Origin of the sequence: Sphingomonas sp. J344 (assembly GCF_024700005.1) — a bacterium.
Classification (GTDB): domain Bacteria; phylum Pseudomonadota; class Alphaproteobacteria; order Sphingomonadales; family Sphingomonadaceae; genus Sphingomonas.
Genome location: NZ_JAJONB010000001.1, coordinates 1021185 through 1039355 on the forward strand (window position 1 = coordinate 1021185; position 18171 = coordinate 1039355).

The 18171-nt window shown below is 65.6% G+C and carries 16 protein-coding genes and 3 pseudogenes; 9 read left to right on the forward strand and 10 right to left on the reverse strand.

Annotated elements, in window-relative coordinates; translation table 11 throughout:
* Positions 1 to 2 precede the first annotated feature (2 nt).
* Together LRS12_RS05095 and LRS12_RS05100 are read right to left on the reverse strand one after the other, a co-directional pair.
* Positions 3 to 326 (reverse strand): hypothetical protein, encoded by a 324-nt coding sequence (locus LRS12_RS05095; RefSeq protein WP_257843620.1) that lies wholly within the window; start codon positions 324 to 326, stop codon positions 3 to 5.
* Positions 327 to 863: 537 nt separating this feature from the next.
* A complete protein-coding gene (locus LRS12_RS05100; RefSeq protein WP_257843621.1) occupies positions 864 to 1175 on the reverse strand; it encodes a LysR family transcriptional regulator in 312 nt (103 codons plus the stop codon).
* 346 nt (positions 1176 to 1521) lie between these two features.
* On the opposite strand from LRS12_RS05100, the gene LRS12_RS05105 reads away from it, so the two are divergent.
* Together LRS12_RS05105 and LRS12_RS05110 are read left to right on the forward strand one after the other, a co-directional pair.
* On the forward strand, positions 1522 to 1758 hold the full coding sequence (locus LRS12_RS05105) for a hypothetical protein (protein ID WP_257843622.1): 237 nt from the start codon (positions 1522 to 1524) through the stop codon (positions 1756 to 1758).
* 130 nt (positions 1759 to 1888) lie between these two features.
* Positions 1889 to 2212: a GIY-YIG nuclease family protein gene (locus LRS12_RS05110; RefSeq protein ID WP_257843623.1), complete on the forward strand. Its 324-nt coding sequence runs from the start codon at positions 1889 to 1891 to the stop codon at positions 2210 to 2212.
* Between the two features lie 595 nt (positions 2213 to 2807).
* Here LRS12_RS05110 and LRS12_RS05115 read toward each other — a convergent pair.
* From LRS12_RS05115 to LRS12_RS05135, 5 genes and pseudogenes are all read right to left on the reverse strand, one after another.
* Positions 2808 to 3858 (reverse strand): annotated as a pseudogene (locus tag LRS12_RS05115) (ribonucleotide-diphosphate reductase subunit beta).
* Between the two features lie 21 nt (positions 3859 to 3879).
* A complete protein-coding gene (locus LRS12_RS05120; protein WP_257843624.1) occupies positions 3880 to 4086 on the reverse strand; it encodes a hypothetical protein in 207 nt (68 codons plus the stop codon).
* A complete protein-coding gene (locus LRS12_RS05125; protein ID WP_257843625.1) occupies positions 4083 to 4274 on the reverse strand; it encodes a hypothetical protein in 192 nt (63 codons plus the stop codon). The genes LRS12_RS05120 and LRS12_RS05125 overlap by 4 nt, the downstream gene beginning before the upstream one ends.
* Before the next feature lie 13 nt (positions 4275 to 4287).
* Positions 4288 to 5079 carry an endonuclease domain-containing protein gene (locus LRS12_RS05130; protein ID WP_257843626.1) on the reverse strand — a complete coding sequence of 264 codons (792 nt, stop codon included), beginning with the start codon at positions 5077 to 5079 and terminating at the stop codon, positions 4288 to 4290.
* Between the two features lie 64 nt (positions 5080 to 5143).
* Complete coding sequence (locus LRS12_RS05135; protein ID WP_257843627.1) at positions 5144 to 7078, reverse strand: ribonucleoside-diphosphate reductase subunit alpha; 1935 nt, start codon at positions 7076 to 7078, stop codon at positions 5144 to 5146.
* A 463-nt stretch (positions 7079 to 7541) separates the two neighbouring features.
* On the opposite strand from LRS12_RS05135, the gene LRS12_RS05140 reads away from it, so the two are divergent.
* The 4 genes and pseudogenes from LRS12_RS05140 (at position 7542) to LRS12_RS05155 (ending at position 11580) form a co-directional block, all read left to right on the forward strand.
* The gene (locus tag LRS12_RS05140) at positions 7542 to 7901 is read left to right on the forward strand and encodes a hypothetical protein (protein WP_257843628.1); all 360 of its coding nucleotides are present in this window, start codon (positions 7542 to 7544) and stop codon (positions 7899 to 7901) included.
* A gap of 55 nt (positions 7902 to 7956) precedes the next feature.
* A pseudogene (locus LRS12_RS05145) lies at positions 7957 to 9557 on the forward strand (amidase).
* Positions 9558 to 9593: 36 nt separating this feature from the next.
* Positions 9594 to 11105, forward strand: coding sequence for a M20/M25/M40 family metallo-hydrolase (locus LRS12_RS05150; RefSeq protein WP_257843629.1), 1512 nt, complete (start codon positions 9594 to 9596; stop codon positions 11103 to 11105).
* 178 nt (positions 11106 to 11283) lie between these two features.
* Positions 11284 to 11580: a hypothetical protein gene (locus tag LRS12_RS05155; RefSeq protein ID WP_257843630.1), complete on the forward strand. Its 297-nt coding sequence runs from the start codon at positions 11284 to 11286 to the stop codon at positions 11578 to 11580.
* Positions 11581 to 11682: 102 nt separating this feature from the next.
* Here LRS12_RS05155 and LRS12_RS05160 read toward each other — a convergent pair whose 3' ends face one another.
* Genes LRS12_RS05160 through LRS12_RS05170 form a run of 3 tightly spaced genes read right to left on the reverse strand, consistent with a single transcriptional unit; the run spans position 11683 to position 15605 of the window.
* Positions 11683 to 12063 (reverse strand): thermonuclease family protein, encoded by a 381-nt coding sequence (locus LRS12_RS05160; RefSeq protein WP_257843631.1) that lies wholly within the window; start codon positions 12061 to 12063, stop codon positions 11683 to 11685.
* Complete coding sequence (locus LRS12_RS05165; protein ID WP_257843632.1) at positions 12005 to 13552, reverse strand: hypothetical protein; 1548 nt, start codon at positions 13550 to 13552, stop codon at positions 12005 to 12007. Before LRS12_RS05165 ends, LRS12_RS05160 begins: the two co-directional genes overlap by 59 nt.
* Entirely contained in the window at positions 13545 to 15605 is a 2061-nt protein-coding gene (locus LRS12_RS05170) for a S9 family peptidase (RefSeq protein ID WP_257843633.1), read from the reverse strand. Before LRS12_RS05170 ends, LRS12_RS05165 begins: the two co-directional genes overlap by 8 nt.
* Positions 15606 to 15855: 250 nt before the next feature.
* On the opposite strand from LRS12_RS05170, the gene LRS12_RS05175 reads away from it, so the two are divergent.
* The 3 genes and pseudogenes from LRS12_RS05175 to LRS12_RS05185 all read left to right on the forward strand — a co-directional run bounded on the left by LRS12_RS05175 (position 15856) and on the right by LRS12_RS05185 (position 18119).
* Positions 15856 to 16254, forward strand: coding sequence for a penicillin acylase family protein (locus LRS12_RS05175; RefSeq protein WP_257843634.1), 399 nt, complete (start codon positions 15856 to 15858; stop codon positions 16252 to 16254).
* 16 nt (positions 16255 to 16270) lie between these two features.
* Positions 16271 to 17265: pseudogene (locus tag LRS12_RS05180) on the forward strand (penicillin acylase family protein); the annotation flags it as partial.
* A gap of 182 nt (positions 17266 to 17447) precedes the next feature.
* A complete protein-coding gene (locus tag LRS12_RS05185; RefSeq protein ID WP_257843635.1) occupies positions 17448 to 18119 on the forward strand; it encodes a penicillin acylase family protein in 672 nt (223 codons plus the stop codon).
* Positions 18120 to 18171: the final 52 nt, after the last annotated feature.

The window sequence follows — 18171 nt, forward strand, 5'->3', positions numbered from 1 at the left end:
TGTCAGTCGAACACAGCCTCGTAGCGCACCGCGCCGGTGCGGGGTTCGCGGCTGCGGGGGATGAGGAACAGGCACATCCGGCCGAAATGATGGTGCGAGACCCAGTAGAGGCCCTGGGGCAGCGATGCGCCGGGGGCGCCGCGCAGGAACATCGAATAGGGCATGCGCCACGCGGTCGACGAGGTGCGCGGACGCTCGGCCCGGACCTCTTCGAGCGTCAGGACATGCGCCGAACCGACGATCCCGCCGACGAGAAATTCGTCGCCGATCGCCGCACAGGCGTCCTGCGAACTGGGCAGCGAGAACAGGGGGCGGGTGTTCGACATCAGCGGCTGAATCCCGAACGAACGGGATGTGAGGACGATACGCGTGTCATCACCCGGAGGCTCCATAAAGTGTTGAAGCCCGGACACACCCCTCCGGACATGGGCAGGATTATGCGCGATTTGTGCAGGGGTACAAGCCGGGGCTTTTGCGGATCGGCCAATTAACCACGCGGTCTGTCGCACGTGCGGGGCGGGTCGTGGGTCGTCGCGGACACCATATTGTGCTGCGAGCGAAAGGAAGCCGGTTTCCGTAACGTCATCCGCCATAGCCGATCGAACCACCCCGCCAGGGCGTGGTATGGGGCGGTCGCGAAAAGGTGAATGACCATTCGACTTCGGCGACGGGCGCTGTCCGACGATGCTGACAAACATGGGGGGTATGTACGGGAGAAGCGACCGGTTCGGGACGGCAAGCGGGCGGGTTTGCGACACGCTGACACCCGTGGGGTGACGGTGGCGCGACTCCGACGTGACAGGTGCGCGACAGCGGCGCGACGGGCTGACACCGGGTCTGGACGGGTTGGCGACCGCGCCGCGTCATGGACGCGACGCCGGGGCGACGGGGGCGCTACGGGCTGTGGCGGGTTCGCGCGGGGCGAGCGGATCGGGGGCGAAGGGATCGGCGAGCCGTGCGGCGTGGAGTTTGAGTGCGTGGCTCCAGTGATGGTCGAACGGCGTGCCGGTCAGGCGGTTGCGCAGCGCATGGGCGCTGGAGCGCGACATGCCGGCGGCGCGCGCGGCGCGGGCGATGCTGCCGGTTTCGACGAGCGCGGTGAGGAAGATGCGCTGACGCGCGGGGGTCCAGTGGTTGCGCGCTGGCGGCGCGGCGGGTGTGGGTTGGTCGCGCATCGACTCGACTCCGGTTGGTTGGAGTCGATTCAGTTGACCTATTTGGTTCGTGTAGGAAAGGGGGGGTTTAGGAAGTTTCTGCTCGACAAGGCGAGTCTCTTTTTCGCACGTGTGGCAGAACGTGTAGTCAAAGGCAGCGCCCAACACCCAATTCTGTGTGTCCTCGTTCCACTCCGCCCAAGCGTCCCGGGTAACGAGCTTGCTTCCGCAGGCTTCACAAGTGAAGGTAACATGCGCCATGGATGACTCACATTTTGATCGAGAGGCCAGAATAGCCTGCTCGCTCCGTGATATCGGTGAGTTTCCTTCGTTTTGGATCAAGTTTCCTGCGTTCTGGAGTGAATGAATGACAAGCTGGACCGAGGCTGTCGAAGCAGCTGTGCGACGCCATGCGGCGCACTCGGGTAATGGAGAGTTCACCCGCCAGTCGCTGATCGAGAACGAGTTGAGTACAATCGTTTTTGAAACCGGATCGACGGGCGCAACACCAGAAATGACACTGAGCCGCGAGTTGCAGGATATGCGAGATCGCGGTTCATTAGAGTTCGTGGACGATCGGGGGACATATCGACTGATCGGTTGAGGAATCGCGAGCGCATCGCCTGCGAAACCGTGGCCCCCGCGGGTGGCGAAAGAGGCCAAGCACTACGTCCTAAGTCCACCGTCACCCCGGACTTGTTCCGGGGTCCACCGGAAGGCCGACAATGTCTCCAATGATCGAGCGCCTACCCTGCGTCTATATCCTCGCCAGCGCGTTTAACGGCACGCTTTATGTCGGGGTGACCTCCGACCTGATTGGCCGGATCGTCCAGCATCGCGCAGGTACGTTCGATGGGTTCACCAAGCGCCACGGCATTCACCGGCTGGTCTATTACGAGGTCGGCGGGACGATGGAGTCCGCGATCCGGCGCGAGAAGCAGGTCAAGCGGTATCGCCGGGAGTGGAAGCGCAACCTGATCGAACGCGAGAACCCCATGTGGAACGATCTGGCGGTGGGTTTGGGGCTGGAACCGCTGACGGCGATAGCGCGCGGATGAGTGGACCCCGGCACAAGGCCGGGGTGACGAATCAAAGCCTTGAAATCAGCCAACCCAAAGCGAAGAAGAGAGCGACAACACCCACAAACATGAGAGCGCCCGCTGAGGCTTGAAGCCACTTCGGATAGAGCCTCTGATGGATAACCGGAACAAGCCGACCACTTCCGCCAGCAGACCTTACGGAGTCGATAGGCGGCCCATTCAGGATTTGGAGCGTCACGACCTCCCCGGGCGAGATGAAGGGTATCTCGACAATCCACTCGCCCCGTGGTCCAGAACGTGTCTCATGCACAAGTGAAGGGATTAATACGTAACCAGCGGGCGGAGCGCCCGGGATCGAAGTAACTTGCACGCCCTCGGCAGCTTGCCGCCCGAGGTTCTGAATAATGATCTGACCTGAATTGATGTGGACGGGCTGAACGCCTGGCTCGTTGGAATGCAGAGTAAAATGAGTTGAATTTGGGCTAAACCAAATCAGCCGCACCCTTCCTCGAATAGCCTGACCGAGAAAGGTCGCCGACAGAGTTGCGACCGCAGAAAATGCAGCCGCAAATCCGGCGTCTGTTGCGAAGAAGGCTGCAAGGCTACCCAACTTCTACTCCGCCGCGACCGTCCCATCGAACAACCCGCCCTCAGCGGCATCCTCGTTCGCTGCCGGAGCCGCCTTGGCCTTCTGGCGCTTGTCGAACGAATCCCACACTTCGTTCCAGTTGCCCTTGGTCGCGCCCTTCGAATATTCGGTCGCGCGGGTTTCGAAGAAATTGGCGTGTTCGACGCCGTTGAGCAGCGGGGTGAGCCACGGCAGGGGGGTGTTCGTCGATCATGTAGATCGGCTTCAGCCCCAGCTGGTTGAGGCGCCAGTCGGCGATGAAGCGGATATACTTCTTGATCTCCTTGGGCGTCATGCCGGGGACCGGGCCCTGTTCGAACGCCAGGTCGATGAACGCATCCTCCAGCCGCACGGTCGTCTGGCAGACGTCCATGATGTCGTCCTTCACCGCCTTGGTCAGGCAGTCGCGTTCCTTGGTGAAGGCGTGGAACAGGCGGGTGATGCCTTCGCAGTGCAGCGATTCATCGCGCACCGACCAGCTGACGATCTGGCCCATGCCCTTCATCTTGTTGAAGCGCGGGAAGTTCATCAGCATCGCGAAGGACGCGAACAGCTGAAGCCCCTCCGTAAAGCCGCCGAACATCGCGAGGGTCTTGGCGATATCCTCGTCATTATCGACGCCGAACTTCTGAAGGTAATCGTGCTTGTCCTTCATCTCGGCATATTCGAGGAACATGCCATATTCGCTTTCGGGCATGCCGATCGTGTCGAGCAGGTGGCTGTACGCCGCGATGTGCACCGTTTCCATGTTGGAGAAGGCGGCGAGCATCATCTTGATCTCTGTCGGCTTGAACACGCGGCCGTATTTTTCGTGGTAGCAATCCTGCACCTCGACATCCGCCTGGGTGAAGAAGCGGAAAATCTGGGTCAGCAGATTGCGTTCGTGATCGGTGAGCTTTTGCGCCCAGTCGCGGCAATCCTCACCCAGCGGCACCTCTTCGGGGAGCCAGTGGATCTGCTGCTGACGCTTCCAGAAGTCGAACGCCCAGGGATATTCGAACGGCTTGTAGGTCTTGCGGGCTTCGAGAAGAGGCATGGGATTACTCCTAAACTGGATTCAACCCGCCCTGGACGGCGGGGGAAGGGTCGACAGGCCGAGGCCGAAATAATGATCGGCCAGCCCGATTGCCGACACGATGAGAACGGGAACCGCGATCCAGCGCACCAGATTGCGGTCATCGATACGCGCAGCGAGATGCGGGAACAGCACGAGCAGGAAGCTCAGCCAGAACAAAGCCCAGCCGGTCGCGAGTCCCCTAGTCATACCCCACCCGCCATGCTGGCGACCAGCGCGAAGCCGGTGAGGAACAGACAGAGCGCGACCAGCATCGTGCCGCCAATGCGCAGGGCATAGGCGCCCTCACGCGATGCGGCGCGGCGGCGCAGCAGGGCGATGCCCGCCGCGCCCGACGCGATGCCGATCCCGGCCTGAATGGCGAGGGCCCTATTCATGGCAGAAGGCTCGTCACAGGGGATCGCGGTCGCGCACCACGACGCGCTCCTTGACCACGACCTTTTTCCCGCGATGCGCGCCGACGCCGAACACGCAGATGCCGAGGAAATAGCCGAAATCATACCAGCCGCCATTGTTGGGCACGGCATAGACCGCGACGTCGGGGACGAAGAGCGAGAGCACCCAGGCGACCGGGAAGATGAAGCCGTGCCACAGCCCGAGCAGGAAGCCGGGCGCGCCGGGCTCGACACCGGTCGCGACCTGCTGTGCGCAGGCGGCGAGGAGGGTGAGGCCCAGCAGGGGGAGGAGACGGATCATGGGCGGTGCTCCTTCATCCCCTCTCCCATTGGGAGAGGGGCAAGCCGCAGCGGCGCGGGGTGAGGGTGAGCGGGAATGGCCTTGAGGTGTGTCACCCTCACCCTTCCGCGCCTTTGGCGCTCCCTCCCTCTCCCAATGGGAGAGGGAATTTGCGATTGTCGCGATCACGCCGTCGGTGTTGTTCAGCACATCATTGTTCCAGAAGCGGATCACGCGATAGCCTTCACCTTCGATGAAGCGGGTGCGGCGGGCGTCGCATTCGGCGTCCTCCGCGTGCTGGCCGCCATCGACCTCGATCACCAGTCGCGCCGCGAACCACAGGAAATCGACGCGGAACGGGCCGACCGGAGCCTGAAAGCGCCATTTGGCTTCGGGGAAGGCTTCCCGCAGCGCGCGGCGGAGATGTTTCTCCGCCTCGGTTGCGTGGCGGCGCAGGGTGCGGAGCTGATCCACCGTTCCAGATGGCTGGTCCTGATACAGACGCATCACCCTCACCCTTCCGCCGCCTGCGGCGGCTCCCTCCCTCTCCCAAGGGGAGAGGGAATTTAGCTCACTGGCAAGCCAGGCACTCGTCGTAATCGGTCGATTCGCCCAGGTTGAACTGCGGCGCGTCGATCGTGTTGTCGGCCTCGACCCCGCCCGCGAACCCGGCGCGCTGCACCGATTTGCTGCGGAGATAATAGAGCGACTTGATGCCGAGCTCCCACGCGCGGAAGTGGAGCATCAGCAGGTCCCATTTCTCGACATCGGCCGGGATGAACAGGTTCAGCGACTGGGCCTGATCGATATAGGGCGCGCGGTCGCCGGCGAGTTCGAGCAGCCAGCGCTGGTCGATCTCGAACGACGTCTTGAACACGTCCTTTTCCTCCTGGGTCAGGAAGTCGAGATGCTGGACCGAGCCGCCACGCTCGAGGATCGAGTTCCAGACATTGTCGCTGTTCTTCGACTTTTCGATCAGAATCTTCTCAAGATACGGGTTCTTGACCGAGAAGCTGCCCGACAGCGTCTTGTGCGTGTAGATGTTGGCCGGGATCGGTTCGATGCACGCGCTGGTGCCGCCGCAGATGATGCTGATCGACGCGGTCGGCGCGATCGCCATCTTGCAGCTGAAGCGCTCCATCACGCCCATATCGGCGGCGTCGGGGCACGGGCCACGCTCGACCGCGAGCTGCATCGATGCTTCGTCGACCTGCGCCTTGATGTGCTTGAAGATCTTGCTGTTCCAGGTCTTCGCCATCGCGCCCTCGAACGGCAGGCCGCGCGCCTGGAGGAAGCTGTGGAAGCCCATCACGCCGAGGCCCACGCTGCGTTCGCGGCTGGCCGAATAGGCGGCCTTTTCCATGCCCGGCTCGGCGCGGTCGATATAGTCCTGAAGGACGTTGTCGAGGAAGCGCATCACGTCCTCGATGAACCCCTTCTCGCCCTTCCACTCGTCCCAGGTTTCGAGGTTGAGGCTGGAGAGGCAGCAGACCGCGGTGCGCTCGTTCCCCAGATGGTCCTTGCCGGTCGGCAGGGTGATTTCCGAGCAGAGGTTCGAGGTCGAGACCTTGAGGCCCAGATCGCGGTGATGCTTGGGCATGTTGTTGTTCACGTGATCGGCGAACACGATGTACGGCTCACCGGTCGCGAGGCGGGTTTCGACCAGCTTCTGGAACAGCGCGCGGGCGTTGACCGACCCACGGACGCTGCCGTCCTTGGGCGATTTGAGGTCCCAGTCGGCGCCGGCGCGCACCGCTTCCATGAACGCGTCGGGGATCAGCACGCCGTGGTGGAGGTTCAGCGCCTTGCGGTTGAAGTCGCCGCTGGGCTTGCGGATTTCGAGGAACTCCTCGATCTCCGGGTGGCTGATGTCGAGATAGCAGGCGGCCGAACCGCGACGCAGGCTGCCCTGGCTGATCGCGAGGGTCAGCGAATCCATCACGCGGACGAAAGGGATGATGCCCGACGTCTTGCCGTTGAGGCCGACCGGTTCGCCAATGCCGCGGACATTGCCCCAATAGGTGCCGATGCCGCCGCCGCGCGAGGCGAGCCACACATTCTCGTTCCAGGTGTCGACGATGCCGTTGAGGCTGTCGGGGACGGAGTTGAGGAAGCAGCTGATCGGCAGGCCGCGCCCGGTGCCGCCGTTCGACAGCACGGGGGTGGCGGGCATGAACCACAGGCGCGAGATATAGTCGTAGATGCGCTGGGCGTGCGCGGCGTCATCGGCATATGCGGACGCGACGCGGACGAACAGGTCCTGATAATTCTCGCCCGGCAGCAGATAGCGGTCGTTGAGCGTGTCCTTGCCGAATTCTGTCAGCAGCGCGTCGCGCGAATGATCGACCTCGACCGGGTAGATGCGCGGGGCGACCGACTTGGTGTCGATCTTCTTCTTCGTCTTGGCAGCCTTTTCCGGCGCAGCAGTTTTGGGCTCGACGAGCGTCTCTACGGTATCGGTCACGGTTTCACTCACGCTCGTTTCCTGGCTTTCTCTGAAGTCCATCGGTCGTCCCCTGCCACGTCCAATCGTCACGACTCGGGGGCGGTGCCGATCGTAGCACCTTAGCATCCGGAACGGAGAGAACAAAACATGTCCACCCCCTCCTGCCCAGGCGACGGCAAAGCGCCCCGCGATATAGGATCGCGAGCCATGCTCCACCAGTGCTTGGGCTTGTCCCCCTGTGTGACCACTAGAGATTGTGCCAATCCGGCGCGGGAGGCAATAGCGTAAATGACAGTTAAGCGACTCGGTTCGTCGCTGATATGACTCGGTTCATGGCATGTTTACCAGCGCCGATGCGGTGCGACGCGCGGACCTTCCTCGCCTTTTCAGAATGCAAGAGAACGACGGGCGAACATGGGATTTTTTTCGCGCACAGGTTCATCCACAGATTTCTGACCCCAGAGCGACCGGTCAGCGATCAGACAGGGTTCGCATGCGACGATCAGGGCAGAGGAGATGCCCGATGCGCAAGCTGTTGATCCCGATTCTGCTCGCCACCGCCCCCGCCGCCGCGCAGATTCGCGATCCGGCGGGGAGCAATGCCGGGTGGCCCGCGCCGCGCCCGGCGCTGCCCGGGGTGGCGCGCGAACTGGATCAGGTCGACCGGTCGATCCGCGACGCGCGAGACGCGGAGGAGCTTTCGCGGCGCGAGGCGCGGGAATTGCGGCGCGAGAGCCGGCGGATCGCGGCGCTGGAGGAACGCTATGCCCGTGACGGGCTGAGCGAGATCCGAGCGTGCGGGGTTGCAGGCGCGGATCGCGGCGCTGCGCAGCGTGGCGAGCGCGCGGGCCAAGCCATGATCGTTGCACACGACACCGCTTGAGGGGGCGTTGGTGCACGGCTAGCCTCGCCTTCGAAGACGCCCTTCGGAGAATGCGATGTCGCTGTTGTTCCTGTCCCTCGCCCTCGCCGCTCCTGCTGTCGCAGCATCGCCGTCCGAGCCGGTACCGGCGGCAACGGATGCGCGGATCGTCGAGCGATCGATCGACGACCTGTCCGCCGATCTCGCGGCGGGGCGGACGAGCAGCGAAAAGCTGGTGCGCGCTTACCTCACGCGGATCGCCGCGATCGACCGCAAGGGACCGACATTGCGGGCGGTGATTGCGACCAACCCGCAGGCGATTGCGGAGGCGCGGTTGCTGGATGCCGAGCGGCGCGCGGGCAAAGCTGCGCGGGCCGCTGCATGGCATTCCGGTGCTGGTGAAGGACAATATCGACACGGTCGGGATGGCGACCACGGCGGGCAGTCTGGCGCTAAAGGACAATATGACCAATCGCGATGCGCCGCTGGTGGCCCGGCTGCGCGCGGCGGGGGGCGATTATCCTGGGCAAGGCGAACCTGTCCGAATGGGCCAATATCCGGTCGTCCCGGTCGATGAGCGGGTGGAGCGCGGTCGGCGGGCTGGTCCGCAACCCCTATGCGCTCGACCGCACCGCGTGCGGATCGTCGAGCGGGTCGGGCGCGGCGACGGCGGCAAGCCTGGCTGCCGCGACGGTGGGAACCGAGACCGACGGGTCGATCGTGTGCCCGGCGTCGAGCAACGGCGTGGTGGGGATGAAGCCGACCGTGGGGCTGGTCAGCCGCACCCATGTCGTCCCGATCAGCCATAGCCAGGACACGGCGGGGCCGATGACGCGCAATGTCCGCGACGCCGCGCTGATGCTGACCGCGATGGCGGGGAGCGATGCCGCCGATCCGGCGACGGCGCAGGCGGATGCGAAGCGGGTCGATTATGCGGCGGGGCTGGACGGCACCGGCCTGCGCGGGGTCCGCGTCGGCGTGGTGCGGCCGGGGAACATGTCGCCCGATCTGGCCAAGGTATATGACGCCGCGCTGGAGCAGATGAAGGCGGCGGGGGCGGTGCTGGTGCCGGTCGAGATTCCGCCCGCGCCCGAATTGGGCGGGGCGGAGTTCAAGGTGCTGCTGACCGAACTCAAGGCCGATCTCGACGCCTATCTCGCGACCACGCCGCCGGCGGTGACCGCGCGGACGCTGGACGCGGTGATCGCGTTCAACAGCGCCAATGCTGCGGCGGAGATGCCGTTCTTTGCGCAGGAAATCTTCCTCGACGCCGCGAAGACCAAGGGGCTCGACGATCCCGACTATCGCGCGGCGCGGGCGACGTCGCTGCGGCTGGCGGGCAAGGAGGGGATCGACGCGATGCTTGCCAAGGCGGAGGTCGCGCTGATCGTCGCGCCGACGCGCGGGGCGGCGTGGCTGTCCGATCCGGTGCATGGCGATCAGGCGAGCGGGCCGTCGGCGAGCCGGTTGCCGGCGGTCGCGGGCTATCCGCATCTGACCGTGCCGATGGGGCTGGTCGATGGGTTGCCGGTTGGGCTCAGCTTCTTCTCCACCGCATGGCGCGATGCCGAGGTGCTGAAGGCGGGCTATGCCTTTGAGCAGCAGGCGCGCGCGCGGGTCGCGCCACACTACCTGCCCAGTGCGGATGCCGGGCCGGGGCTGGACGGGGTGCGCTGAGCGCGCGAACATCGGGATCAGGAACAGGGGGCGACAATGGACAGAGCGATCGGGCGGCGCACGATGCTGAAGGCGGCGGCGGCAGGGGCGGCGCTGACCGCGCCGGGCGCGGCAATGGCGGCGGATCCGCTGGCGACGGTCAAGGCGGCGATCGCGGCAGGGCATGATGCGTCGGTCAAGCGGTTGCAGGACTGGATCCGGCTGCCGTCGATTGCGGCGGAGGATCGCGGCTATCCCGAGGGGCCGGAGTTCATGAAGCGGCTCGCGCTCGATGCCGGGTTCCAGCATGCCGAGATCGTGCCGTCCAAGGGCAAGCCGGGGGTGTTCGCGACGCTGGACGCGGGCGCGAAGAAGACGCTGGGCATCTATTTCATGTACGATGTCAAACAATTCGATGCGGCGGAATGGGAGCATCCGCCACTCGACGCGAAGCTGGTCGACAAGCCGGGATTCGGCACGGTGATGATGGGCCGGGGGACGGTGAACCAGAAGGGGCCACAGGCGGCGTTCCTCGCCGCGCTGCACGCCTTCAAGGCGGCGGGGCGCAAGCTGCCGGTCAATCTGGTGCTGGTCGCCGAGGGCGAGGAGGAGATCGCCTCCCCCAATTTCCACGAGATCGTGACCAGGCCGCAGGTGATGGTGGCGATGAAGAAGTGCGTGGGCGTCATCATCCCATCGGCCGGACAGGGCGAAGATGGCGGGGTGACGCTGACGCTGGGCGCAAAGGGCGCGATCGAGTTCGAGCTGATCGCGAGCGCCGAGAAGTGGGGGCGCGGCGCAAAGGTCGATATCCATTCGAGCCAGAAGGCGCGGCTGGACAGCCCGGTGTGGCGGCTCGTCGCCGCACTCTCTACCCTTGTCTCGGCCGACGGCAATACGGTGCTGATCGACGGGATCGCCGACAAGGTGAAGCCGCTGACCGCGCGGCAGAAGGAGCTGATCGCGATCAACGCGCGCGCGACGAGCGAGGCGGCGTTCAAGAAAGCCTATGGCGTCGAGAAGTTCATCGACGATCTCGACTGGGAGGCGTCGCTCGTGCGGCTGGCGCAGGCGCCGACGGTGAATATCCAGGGGCTGGTGGCGGGCTATACCGGGCCGGGCGGCAAGACGATCCTGCCCAACAAGGCCACCGCGAAGCTGGAAATCCGCCAGGTCCCCGACATGACCTATGACGACACCGTCGCCAAGCTGAAGGCGCATCTCGCCAAGCGCGGGTTCGGCGATATCGAGGTCAATGTGTCGGGCGGGTACGGGCCGACGGAGACCGACGAGAATAGCCCGCTGGTGCGCGCGGAGATTGCGACGCTCAAGCGGCTGGGGCTGCCGGTGACGCTGTATCCGCGCAGCCCGGGCAGCTGGCCGGGAGTGATCTTCACCGGGCCGCCGCTCAACCTGCCCGCCGGACAGTTCGGCGTGGGACGCGGCTATGGCGCGCATGCCCCGAACGAGTTCTTCGTGATCGACAGCAGCAATCCGAAGGTCGCGGGGCTGGACGGCGCGGCGTTCGCCTTTGCCGATTTCCTGTATCAGGTCGCCGCGACTGCCTGAAAATCCCGGTTCGGGCCGTCGCTTATCCGCCACGACCCGTCCCGCCCCAACGCATGAACGCGCGCGAGTCAGCCGTTCTCTCCTCGAAACCCGTGCGCCCGGTCAGCCGTTCCTGGCGTCAGGTTCATGGCAACATGAGGAGTAACACGATGCGTACCCCCTGATCATCGCGACCGCGATGACGCTGCTTGCCAGCCCGGCGCTGGCGCGCGACGTGGCGCATGCGGAGGTCTTTACCGACAGCAATTCGCACTATCTGGATTACAAGACGTCGATCAGCGAGGCGAAGCGCGAGCTGCGCAAGGACCTTGCCCGCGCCAATGACGAGGCCGACCGGATCGACGCAATCGCCGAATATGAGGCGGAGATCGCCGATGCCGAAAAGGACTTCCGCAAGGAGATGGCCGAGCGCGGCGTGGTGCTGCCCAAGGGCAGCGTGATCGTCGAGGAGGATGTAGCGGTCTTCCCGCAATAAGCTGACCAGCTCGACGGCCCGGACCTGGGGTTCGGGAGGGCGGGAGGATCGTTCGCGCGGACAGCGTAGCGAGCGGTTCTCCCGCTCTTTATGTGCGTGGCCCTACCCGCACCACCCCGTGCGGCGACCGCGATAGGGACGGGCAAGCCCCTCCGCGACGAGCGTATCGCCGACGCCGCGGCCATCGACTTCGACCAGACGCAGTTTGCGGCCATAGCGGTCGGTGTCACGATCGATTGCGTGGAGGGTGACCGCGCCGCTGTTGAGCAGCGCCTGAAGCCGCTGGGTCGCCGCCGCGCCGAGCCGGGCTTCTTCAGGGCAACGTGCGGGGTGGGTTTCGGGGGTGTCGATATCGGCGATGCGGATCTTGACCCCCGCAATCCAGAAGGTGTCGCCATCGACGACGCAATTGGTGCCGCCGCCGCTATGGCAGAAGCCGAAATTGGCGCGCGGCACTGGCGCGGGATCGACGGGCCCGGGCATCGCGGCGGGGAGCATCGTCCACGCCAGCCCGCCGACGATCCCGGCGAGCAGCATCCCGGCCAGTTCGTTGCGCCCGAAGCTGAAGCGCGCGCTGCGGCGGCGCAGCAGCGCGCCCTCCTGGTTCCAGCCGTACCAACTGCGCCGAGAGCGGTGCAAATCCAACGGGTGCTTCACGCCAACGCCTCCATGGGAGGCGAGGGTAAGGCGCAGGGCTCACCAATTCCTTAAACGACGGGTCCGCGATGGCGGGAGTCCCGCCATTACGGAGGAAGGCTACGCGCCCTCGGCGGCGGCCTCGGCCTCGGCTTTCCGCAGCTTTTCGAGCCGTTCCGGGCGCTGGGGGATCGGGACAGCGGGGTCGAGATGGATGAAGATTGCGCCGGTCGGGGCCAACGCGGCGGCGACGCGGTCCTTCCATGCGGCGGAGATCGCGACATAGATGCGGGCGCCTGCCGCCGCTCCGGCCTTGATTGCGCGCGCGGCCTTTTTCGAGTTCGAGCAGGAAATGTTCGGGTGGCGCGAGCGTTGCGAGCGAGAGCCCCGAGGCGAGAAGCGCCTGCCCCTTAAGCTCGTCGTGGAGCCATTTCACGGACTGCTTATAGTCCCTTGCACGCGGATCTTGCAGGACAGCAGTCGCAGGAAATCCCTCCTCCCAATCGGGATCGATGCGATAATAGGCCTCCCGCAAATAGTCATGCCAGTCTTGCTCGTCGGGGTTCGCTGGCCCGACAAGCGGTGCGAGGAACGCCGCCCGGCGCTCCGCATCGGCCGCATCATAGGCCTTGGCCACAGCCAGCGCCTTGGCGAGCGCGCGTTCCCATGCCGCGCCGGACGGCTCGACGGGGGTGCCGGAGGCGAGGTCGATCTCGATCTCGACATGCTCCTTCGCGCCGGCGAACGGCTCTTGTTCGGGGACGACGATGGCGAGGATCGCGCGCGCGCCGTCCGGCGACAGGCGATGCGTTCCACCCCACCAGATCGAACTGACCGAGTGCGGGAGCGCGCGAATATAGGCGGGCGGGAGCAAGTCGGTGAGCCCGAGTGAGCGGATGCGCCGCCCGTCCGCGCCATAGATCACGACGACATCGGGGCCGAAGCCGACCGAATGCCAATTGTCGAAGGTCACGACATGGCGACCGTCATCGGCCACCAGCGCGTGCGTTGGCGCCACCTCGTTCACCAGCGGCGCGGCCCAGACGCGGGTCCATTTGCCCGCAGCGTCGCGGCGTTCGAGCACCGCGCTGGCAGTGGTCGCGGTCTCGCCCTTCGCCTGACCGGCGGGTTCCTTGCCCGCAACCTTGTCCTCGAAATAGCCGAGTTGTCCGCGGAGCTTGCGCGGGGTGACGTTCAGGCGGAAGCTGCCATTGGCCGAGCTGTAGCTGGCTGGTTGAGGTGGCCCCCAGCTGTCGGCCCGCACGGCGGGCGTGCCGAGCACCAGCGCTGCAAACGCGAGCAGCAGGGCCGCCGATGCCCGAATGGCATCACGCATTCGCCAGCCCCAGCTGCCACAGAATGAAGGCGTTTTCGTCCGCCGCCTCGCGCAGGCTTTCCCAGCGGCCGGACTTGCCGCCATGGCCCGCGCCCATATTGGTCTTGAGGACCAGCACATTGTCGTCGGTCTTGGTCGCGCGCAGTTTCGCCGCCCATTTGGCGGGTTCCCAATAGGTGACGCGGGGGTCGTTGAGACCGCCCGAAATGAACAGCGGCGGGTAATCCTGTGCCTTCACATTGTCATATGGACTGTAGCTGCGGATCAGGTCGAACGCGGCCTTGTCGGTGATCGGGTTGCCCCATTCGGGCCATTCGCCCGGGGTCAGCGGCAGGCTGTCGTCGAGCATGGTGTTGAGCACGTCGACGAAGGGCACGTCGGCGACGACCACGCCCCACAGGTCCGGGTCGGAGTTGACCACCGCGCCCATCAGCTCGCCGCCCGCGCTGCGCCCGGCGATGGCGATGCCGCCCTTGTGGGTGTAGCCGCGATCGATCAGCCCCTTTGCGACATCGACGAAGTCGTAGAAGGTGTTGGTGCGCTTTTCGAGCTTGCCGTCGAGATACCATTGCTGGCCGAGATCGTCGCCGCCGCGGATATGCGCGATGGCGAAGGCGACGCCGCGGTCGAGGAACGACATGCGCGCGGTCGAGAAGCCGGGCGGGATGGCATAGCCGTACGCGCCATAGGCGTAGAGATAGAGCTTGCCGGTGCCGTCGCGCGGGAAGTCCTTGGGGTAGACGATCGAGCAGGGGATGTCGGTGCCGTCGCGCGCGGCGATGTGCAGCCGTTCGGTCGCGTATTTGCTCGCGTCATAGCCCGATGGGATGATCTGGACCTTGAGTGTCTCTAGTTCGCCCGTCGCGACGTCATAGTCATAGACGGTGCCGGGCGTGACCATCGATTCATAGCCGATGCGCAGCTTTGCCATCGCATATTCGGGATTGTCGCCGAGGCTGGCGACATAGCTGGCTTCCGGGAAGGCGATGCGCTTGCCCGGACCGCCTTCATACTGGTGGATCTCGATCTGATCGAGGCCGGCCTCGCGCCCCTCGACCACGAAATAGTCGGCAAAGGTGGTGACGCCGGTCATGTAGAAGGTTTCGGACGGGGCGATCCGCTCGTGCCACGCGCCGGGTGCATCGAGGCTGGCGGTGACGAGCCGCCAGTTGGTGTGGGTGTCGTTGGTGTGGATGTAGAGCGTGCCGTCATGCTCCTCGACATCGTACTCGCGCCCGGTCTGGCGCGGGGCGACGAGGATCGGTTCGGCGAGCGGATTGTCGGCGGGGAGCAGGCGGACTTCGCTGGTGACGTGATCGCCGGTCGAGATGACGAGGAAGCGGCGCGACTGGGTCTCGCCGACGCCGACGCGATAGCCCTCGTCATCCTCGTGATAGAGTTCGATGTCCTGGTCGACCGGATCGCCGAGCTTGTGCCAGCGGGCATTGTCGGTGCGCCACTGGTCGTTGGCGACGCCGTAGAGAAAGCCCTTTGAGTCCGAGGTCCAGACGAGGTCGGACAGGACGCCGGGGATGGTGTCGGGGAGGAGGTCGCCGGTGGTGAGGCCCTTGACCCGCACCTCGAACCGTTCCGAGCCGTTGTCGTCGAACGCGTAAGCGAGATAGCGGTCGTCGGGGCTGATCGAGAAGCCGCCGAGGACGAAATACTCCTTGCCCTCGGCGAGCTTGGGTTCGTCGAGGATCAGTTCGTCCGGACCACCCGCGACGGGCCTCCGCCACCAGCGGCGATATTCGCCGCCGGTCTCGTGGTCGGTCCAGTAGAGATACGCACCGTCCTTTTGCGGAACGGTGGCGTCGTCCTCCTTGATCCGGCCGCGCATCTCCTGAAACAGCGTTTCGGAGAGCGGCTTGAGCGGTTCGATCACGCCCTCATAATAGGCGTTTTCGGCCTCGAGATAGGCGAGGACGTCCTTGTCCTTCACATCGGGATAGCCGGGGTCGCGCAGCCAGTTCCACGGGTCTTCGATCGTCGCGCCGTGGCGTTCGTAGGAGAAGGGGCGGGTGGCGGCGACGGGGGGCGTGGTCTGGCTCATTCCGCCGCTCTAGCGCAGCCACGCGCGACCGCAAACGGTTGCCGTAAACGTAAGCCGCGCTAGGGTGATTCGATACTTGGCGGAAAGCCACTCCAATCCTCCCCCGCAAGGGGGAGGTGGCAGGCGTAGCCTGACGGAGGGGACGGAAGCACGACGGTCGAGAGGACACAGCCGTCCTCCCCCTCCGTCGCCTTTGGCGCCACCTCCCTGGCGGGGGAGGATAGATGGGACTGCAACGGGAGCGGATCGGATGGGCAAGGCGGTGGTGTTGGCGGCGGCGGGTGTCGCGTTGCTTTGGGGCGGGGCCGCCGAGGCGAAGTATCGCTATGCCGCGACGATCACCCGTACCGCGCATGGCGTGCCGCATATCGTCGCGCAGGACTGGCGCGGGGCGGGCTATGGCGTGGGGTACGCCTATGCGCAGGACAACCTCTGCATGATCGCTGAGGAGTTCGCGACGGTGGCAGGCGAGCGGTCGCTGCATTTCGGGGCGAAGGGCAGCGCGACCCTGGGGTTCCAGAGCGTCGACAATCTGTCGTCGGACCTGTTCTTCCGCTCCGCGATCGACCTGCCGGCGTTGCGGCGCGGGGCGAAGGCGCAGGGGGGCGGCGGCGCTGGCGCTGACGGCGGGCTGGGTCGCGGGGTATAATCGCTATCTCAAGGATCTGGGGCCGGAGCGCGTGCCGAGCGAGTGTCGCGGCAAGGCGTGGGTGCGGGCGATCACCGCCGACGACATGCTGCGGCTGAACGAGAAGCAGATGCTGCTTGCCAGCTCGCTCAACTTCGCGCCCGCCATCGCCAATGCGGTGCCGCCGGGGGGCGAACCGGCGGCGAAGGTGGGCATGGCGCTGCCTGATCCGGCGCAGTTCGAGATCGCCAGCAATGGCTGGGCCTTCGGCGGCGATGTCACCGCCAACGGCAAGGGGATGGTGATCGGCAACCCGCACTTCCCGTGGCACGGGCCGAGCCGCTTCTGGCAGATGCATGTGACGATCCGGGAAAGATGGATGTGGCGGGTGTCGGGATTGCGGGGTCGCCCTTCCCTACCCTTGGCTTCAACAAGGACATTGCCTGGACGCATACGGTGACTGCGGCGCGGCATTTTACGCTGTATCAGCTGACGCTCGATCCGAACGATCCCACCGCCTATCTGGTCGACGGCAAGTCGGAGAAGATGGTCGCGAAGACCGTGACCGTGCCGATGCCCGATGGCGCGGCTCCGGTGACGCGCACGCTGTATTCGACGCGCTTCGGGGCGGTGATCGTGATCCCGCAGGCGATGGCGAACTGGACCAAGACCGCCGCCTTTGCGATGCGCGACGCCAATGCCGGCAATCAGCGCGGGATCGGCACCTGGGTACGGATCGCGACGGCCAAGAACGTCGGCGAGGTGCGCGCGGCGGTGAGCGAGACGCTGGGCATTCCGTGGGTCAACACCATCGTCGCCGACCGGCATGGCGACGCGCTGCACGCCGATGTGACCGCCGTGCCCAACGTATCGGCGGAGAAGGCCAAGGCATGCGCGACGCCGCTGTCGGCGGTGGTGGCGCGGACCGCGATCCTGCTCGACGGGTCGAAATCGGACTGTACGTGGGACGCGGCGGCGGGCACGCCGGTGCCGGGGCTGATGCCCGCCAGCGATCAGGCGGTGCAGGCGCGGCGCGATTACGTCGCGAACATGAACGACAGCTATTGGCTGAGCAATGCCGACCATCCGCACCGGGTGCTGTCGCCGATGCTGGGCGAGGCGGAGAAGCCGGTCAGCCTGCGCACGCGATCGGGGTTCATCGAGACCCGCGCGCTGATCGCGGGGGCAAGGTCGATCATGACCGCGCCAAGGCGATGGCCTTTGCCAACAAGAGCCATGCGGGCGAGCTGGCGCTCAAACCCCTACTCGCTTTGTGCGCGGGCCGGGCCGAGGTGGCGGAGGCGTGCGCAGCGCTGGGCAAATGGGACGGGCGCTTTGACAATGACAGTCGCGCGGCGTGGCTGTTCGACCGGTTCTGGATGAAGGCGCGGAGCGTGCCGGGGCTATGGGCGGTGCCGTTCGATGTGAAGGACCCGGTGCATACCCCACGCGATCTGGTCACCAGCGGTGAGGTGGGCGACAAGCTGATCGCGGCGCTCAAGGCTGCGACGGAGGAGGTCGCCAAGGCGGGGATCGCGCTCGATGCGCGCTGGGGCGACGTCGCCTTTGCGCGGCGGCTCACCGACCGGATCCCGGTGCATGGCGGCGACGGAGTGCTGGGCGTGCTCAACGTCCAGATCATGGTGCCGACGCAGGGCGGGGTCACGCCGCGCCACGGGTCGAGCTATGTCCAGGTGGTGGGGTTCGATGACGCCGGGCCGGTCGCGGAGACGATCCTGACCTACTCCCAGTCGCCCGACCCGCAATCGCCCTGGCATGGCGATCAGACGCGGCTCTATTCGGAGAAGAAATGGGTGCGATTCCCTTTCAGCCCGGCGCAGATCGCGGCAGCGAAGGTCGGGGAGGCGGTGACGATCCGCGAATAGCGGTCGGGCGCACGCCGCCATCGCTTCGGCGCAAGTCTATTGCATACTAAAT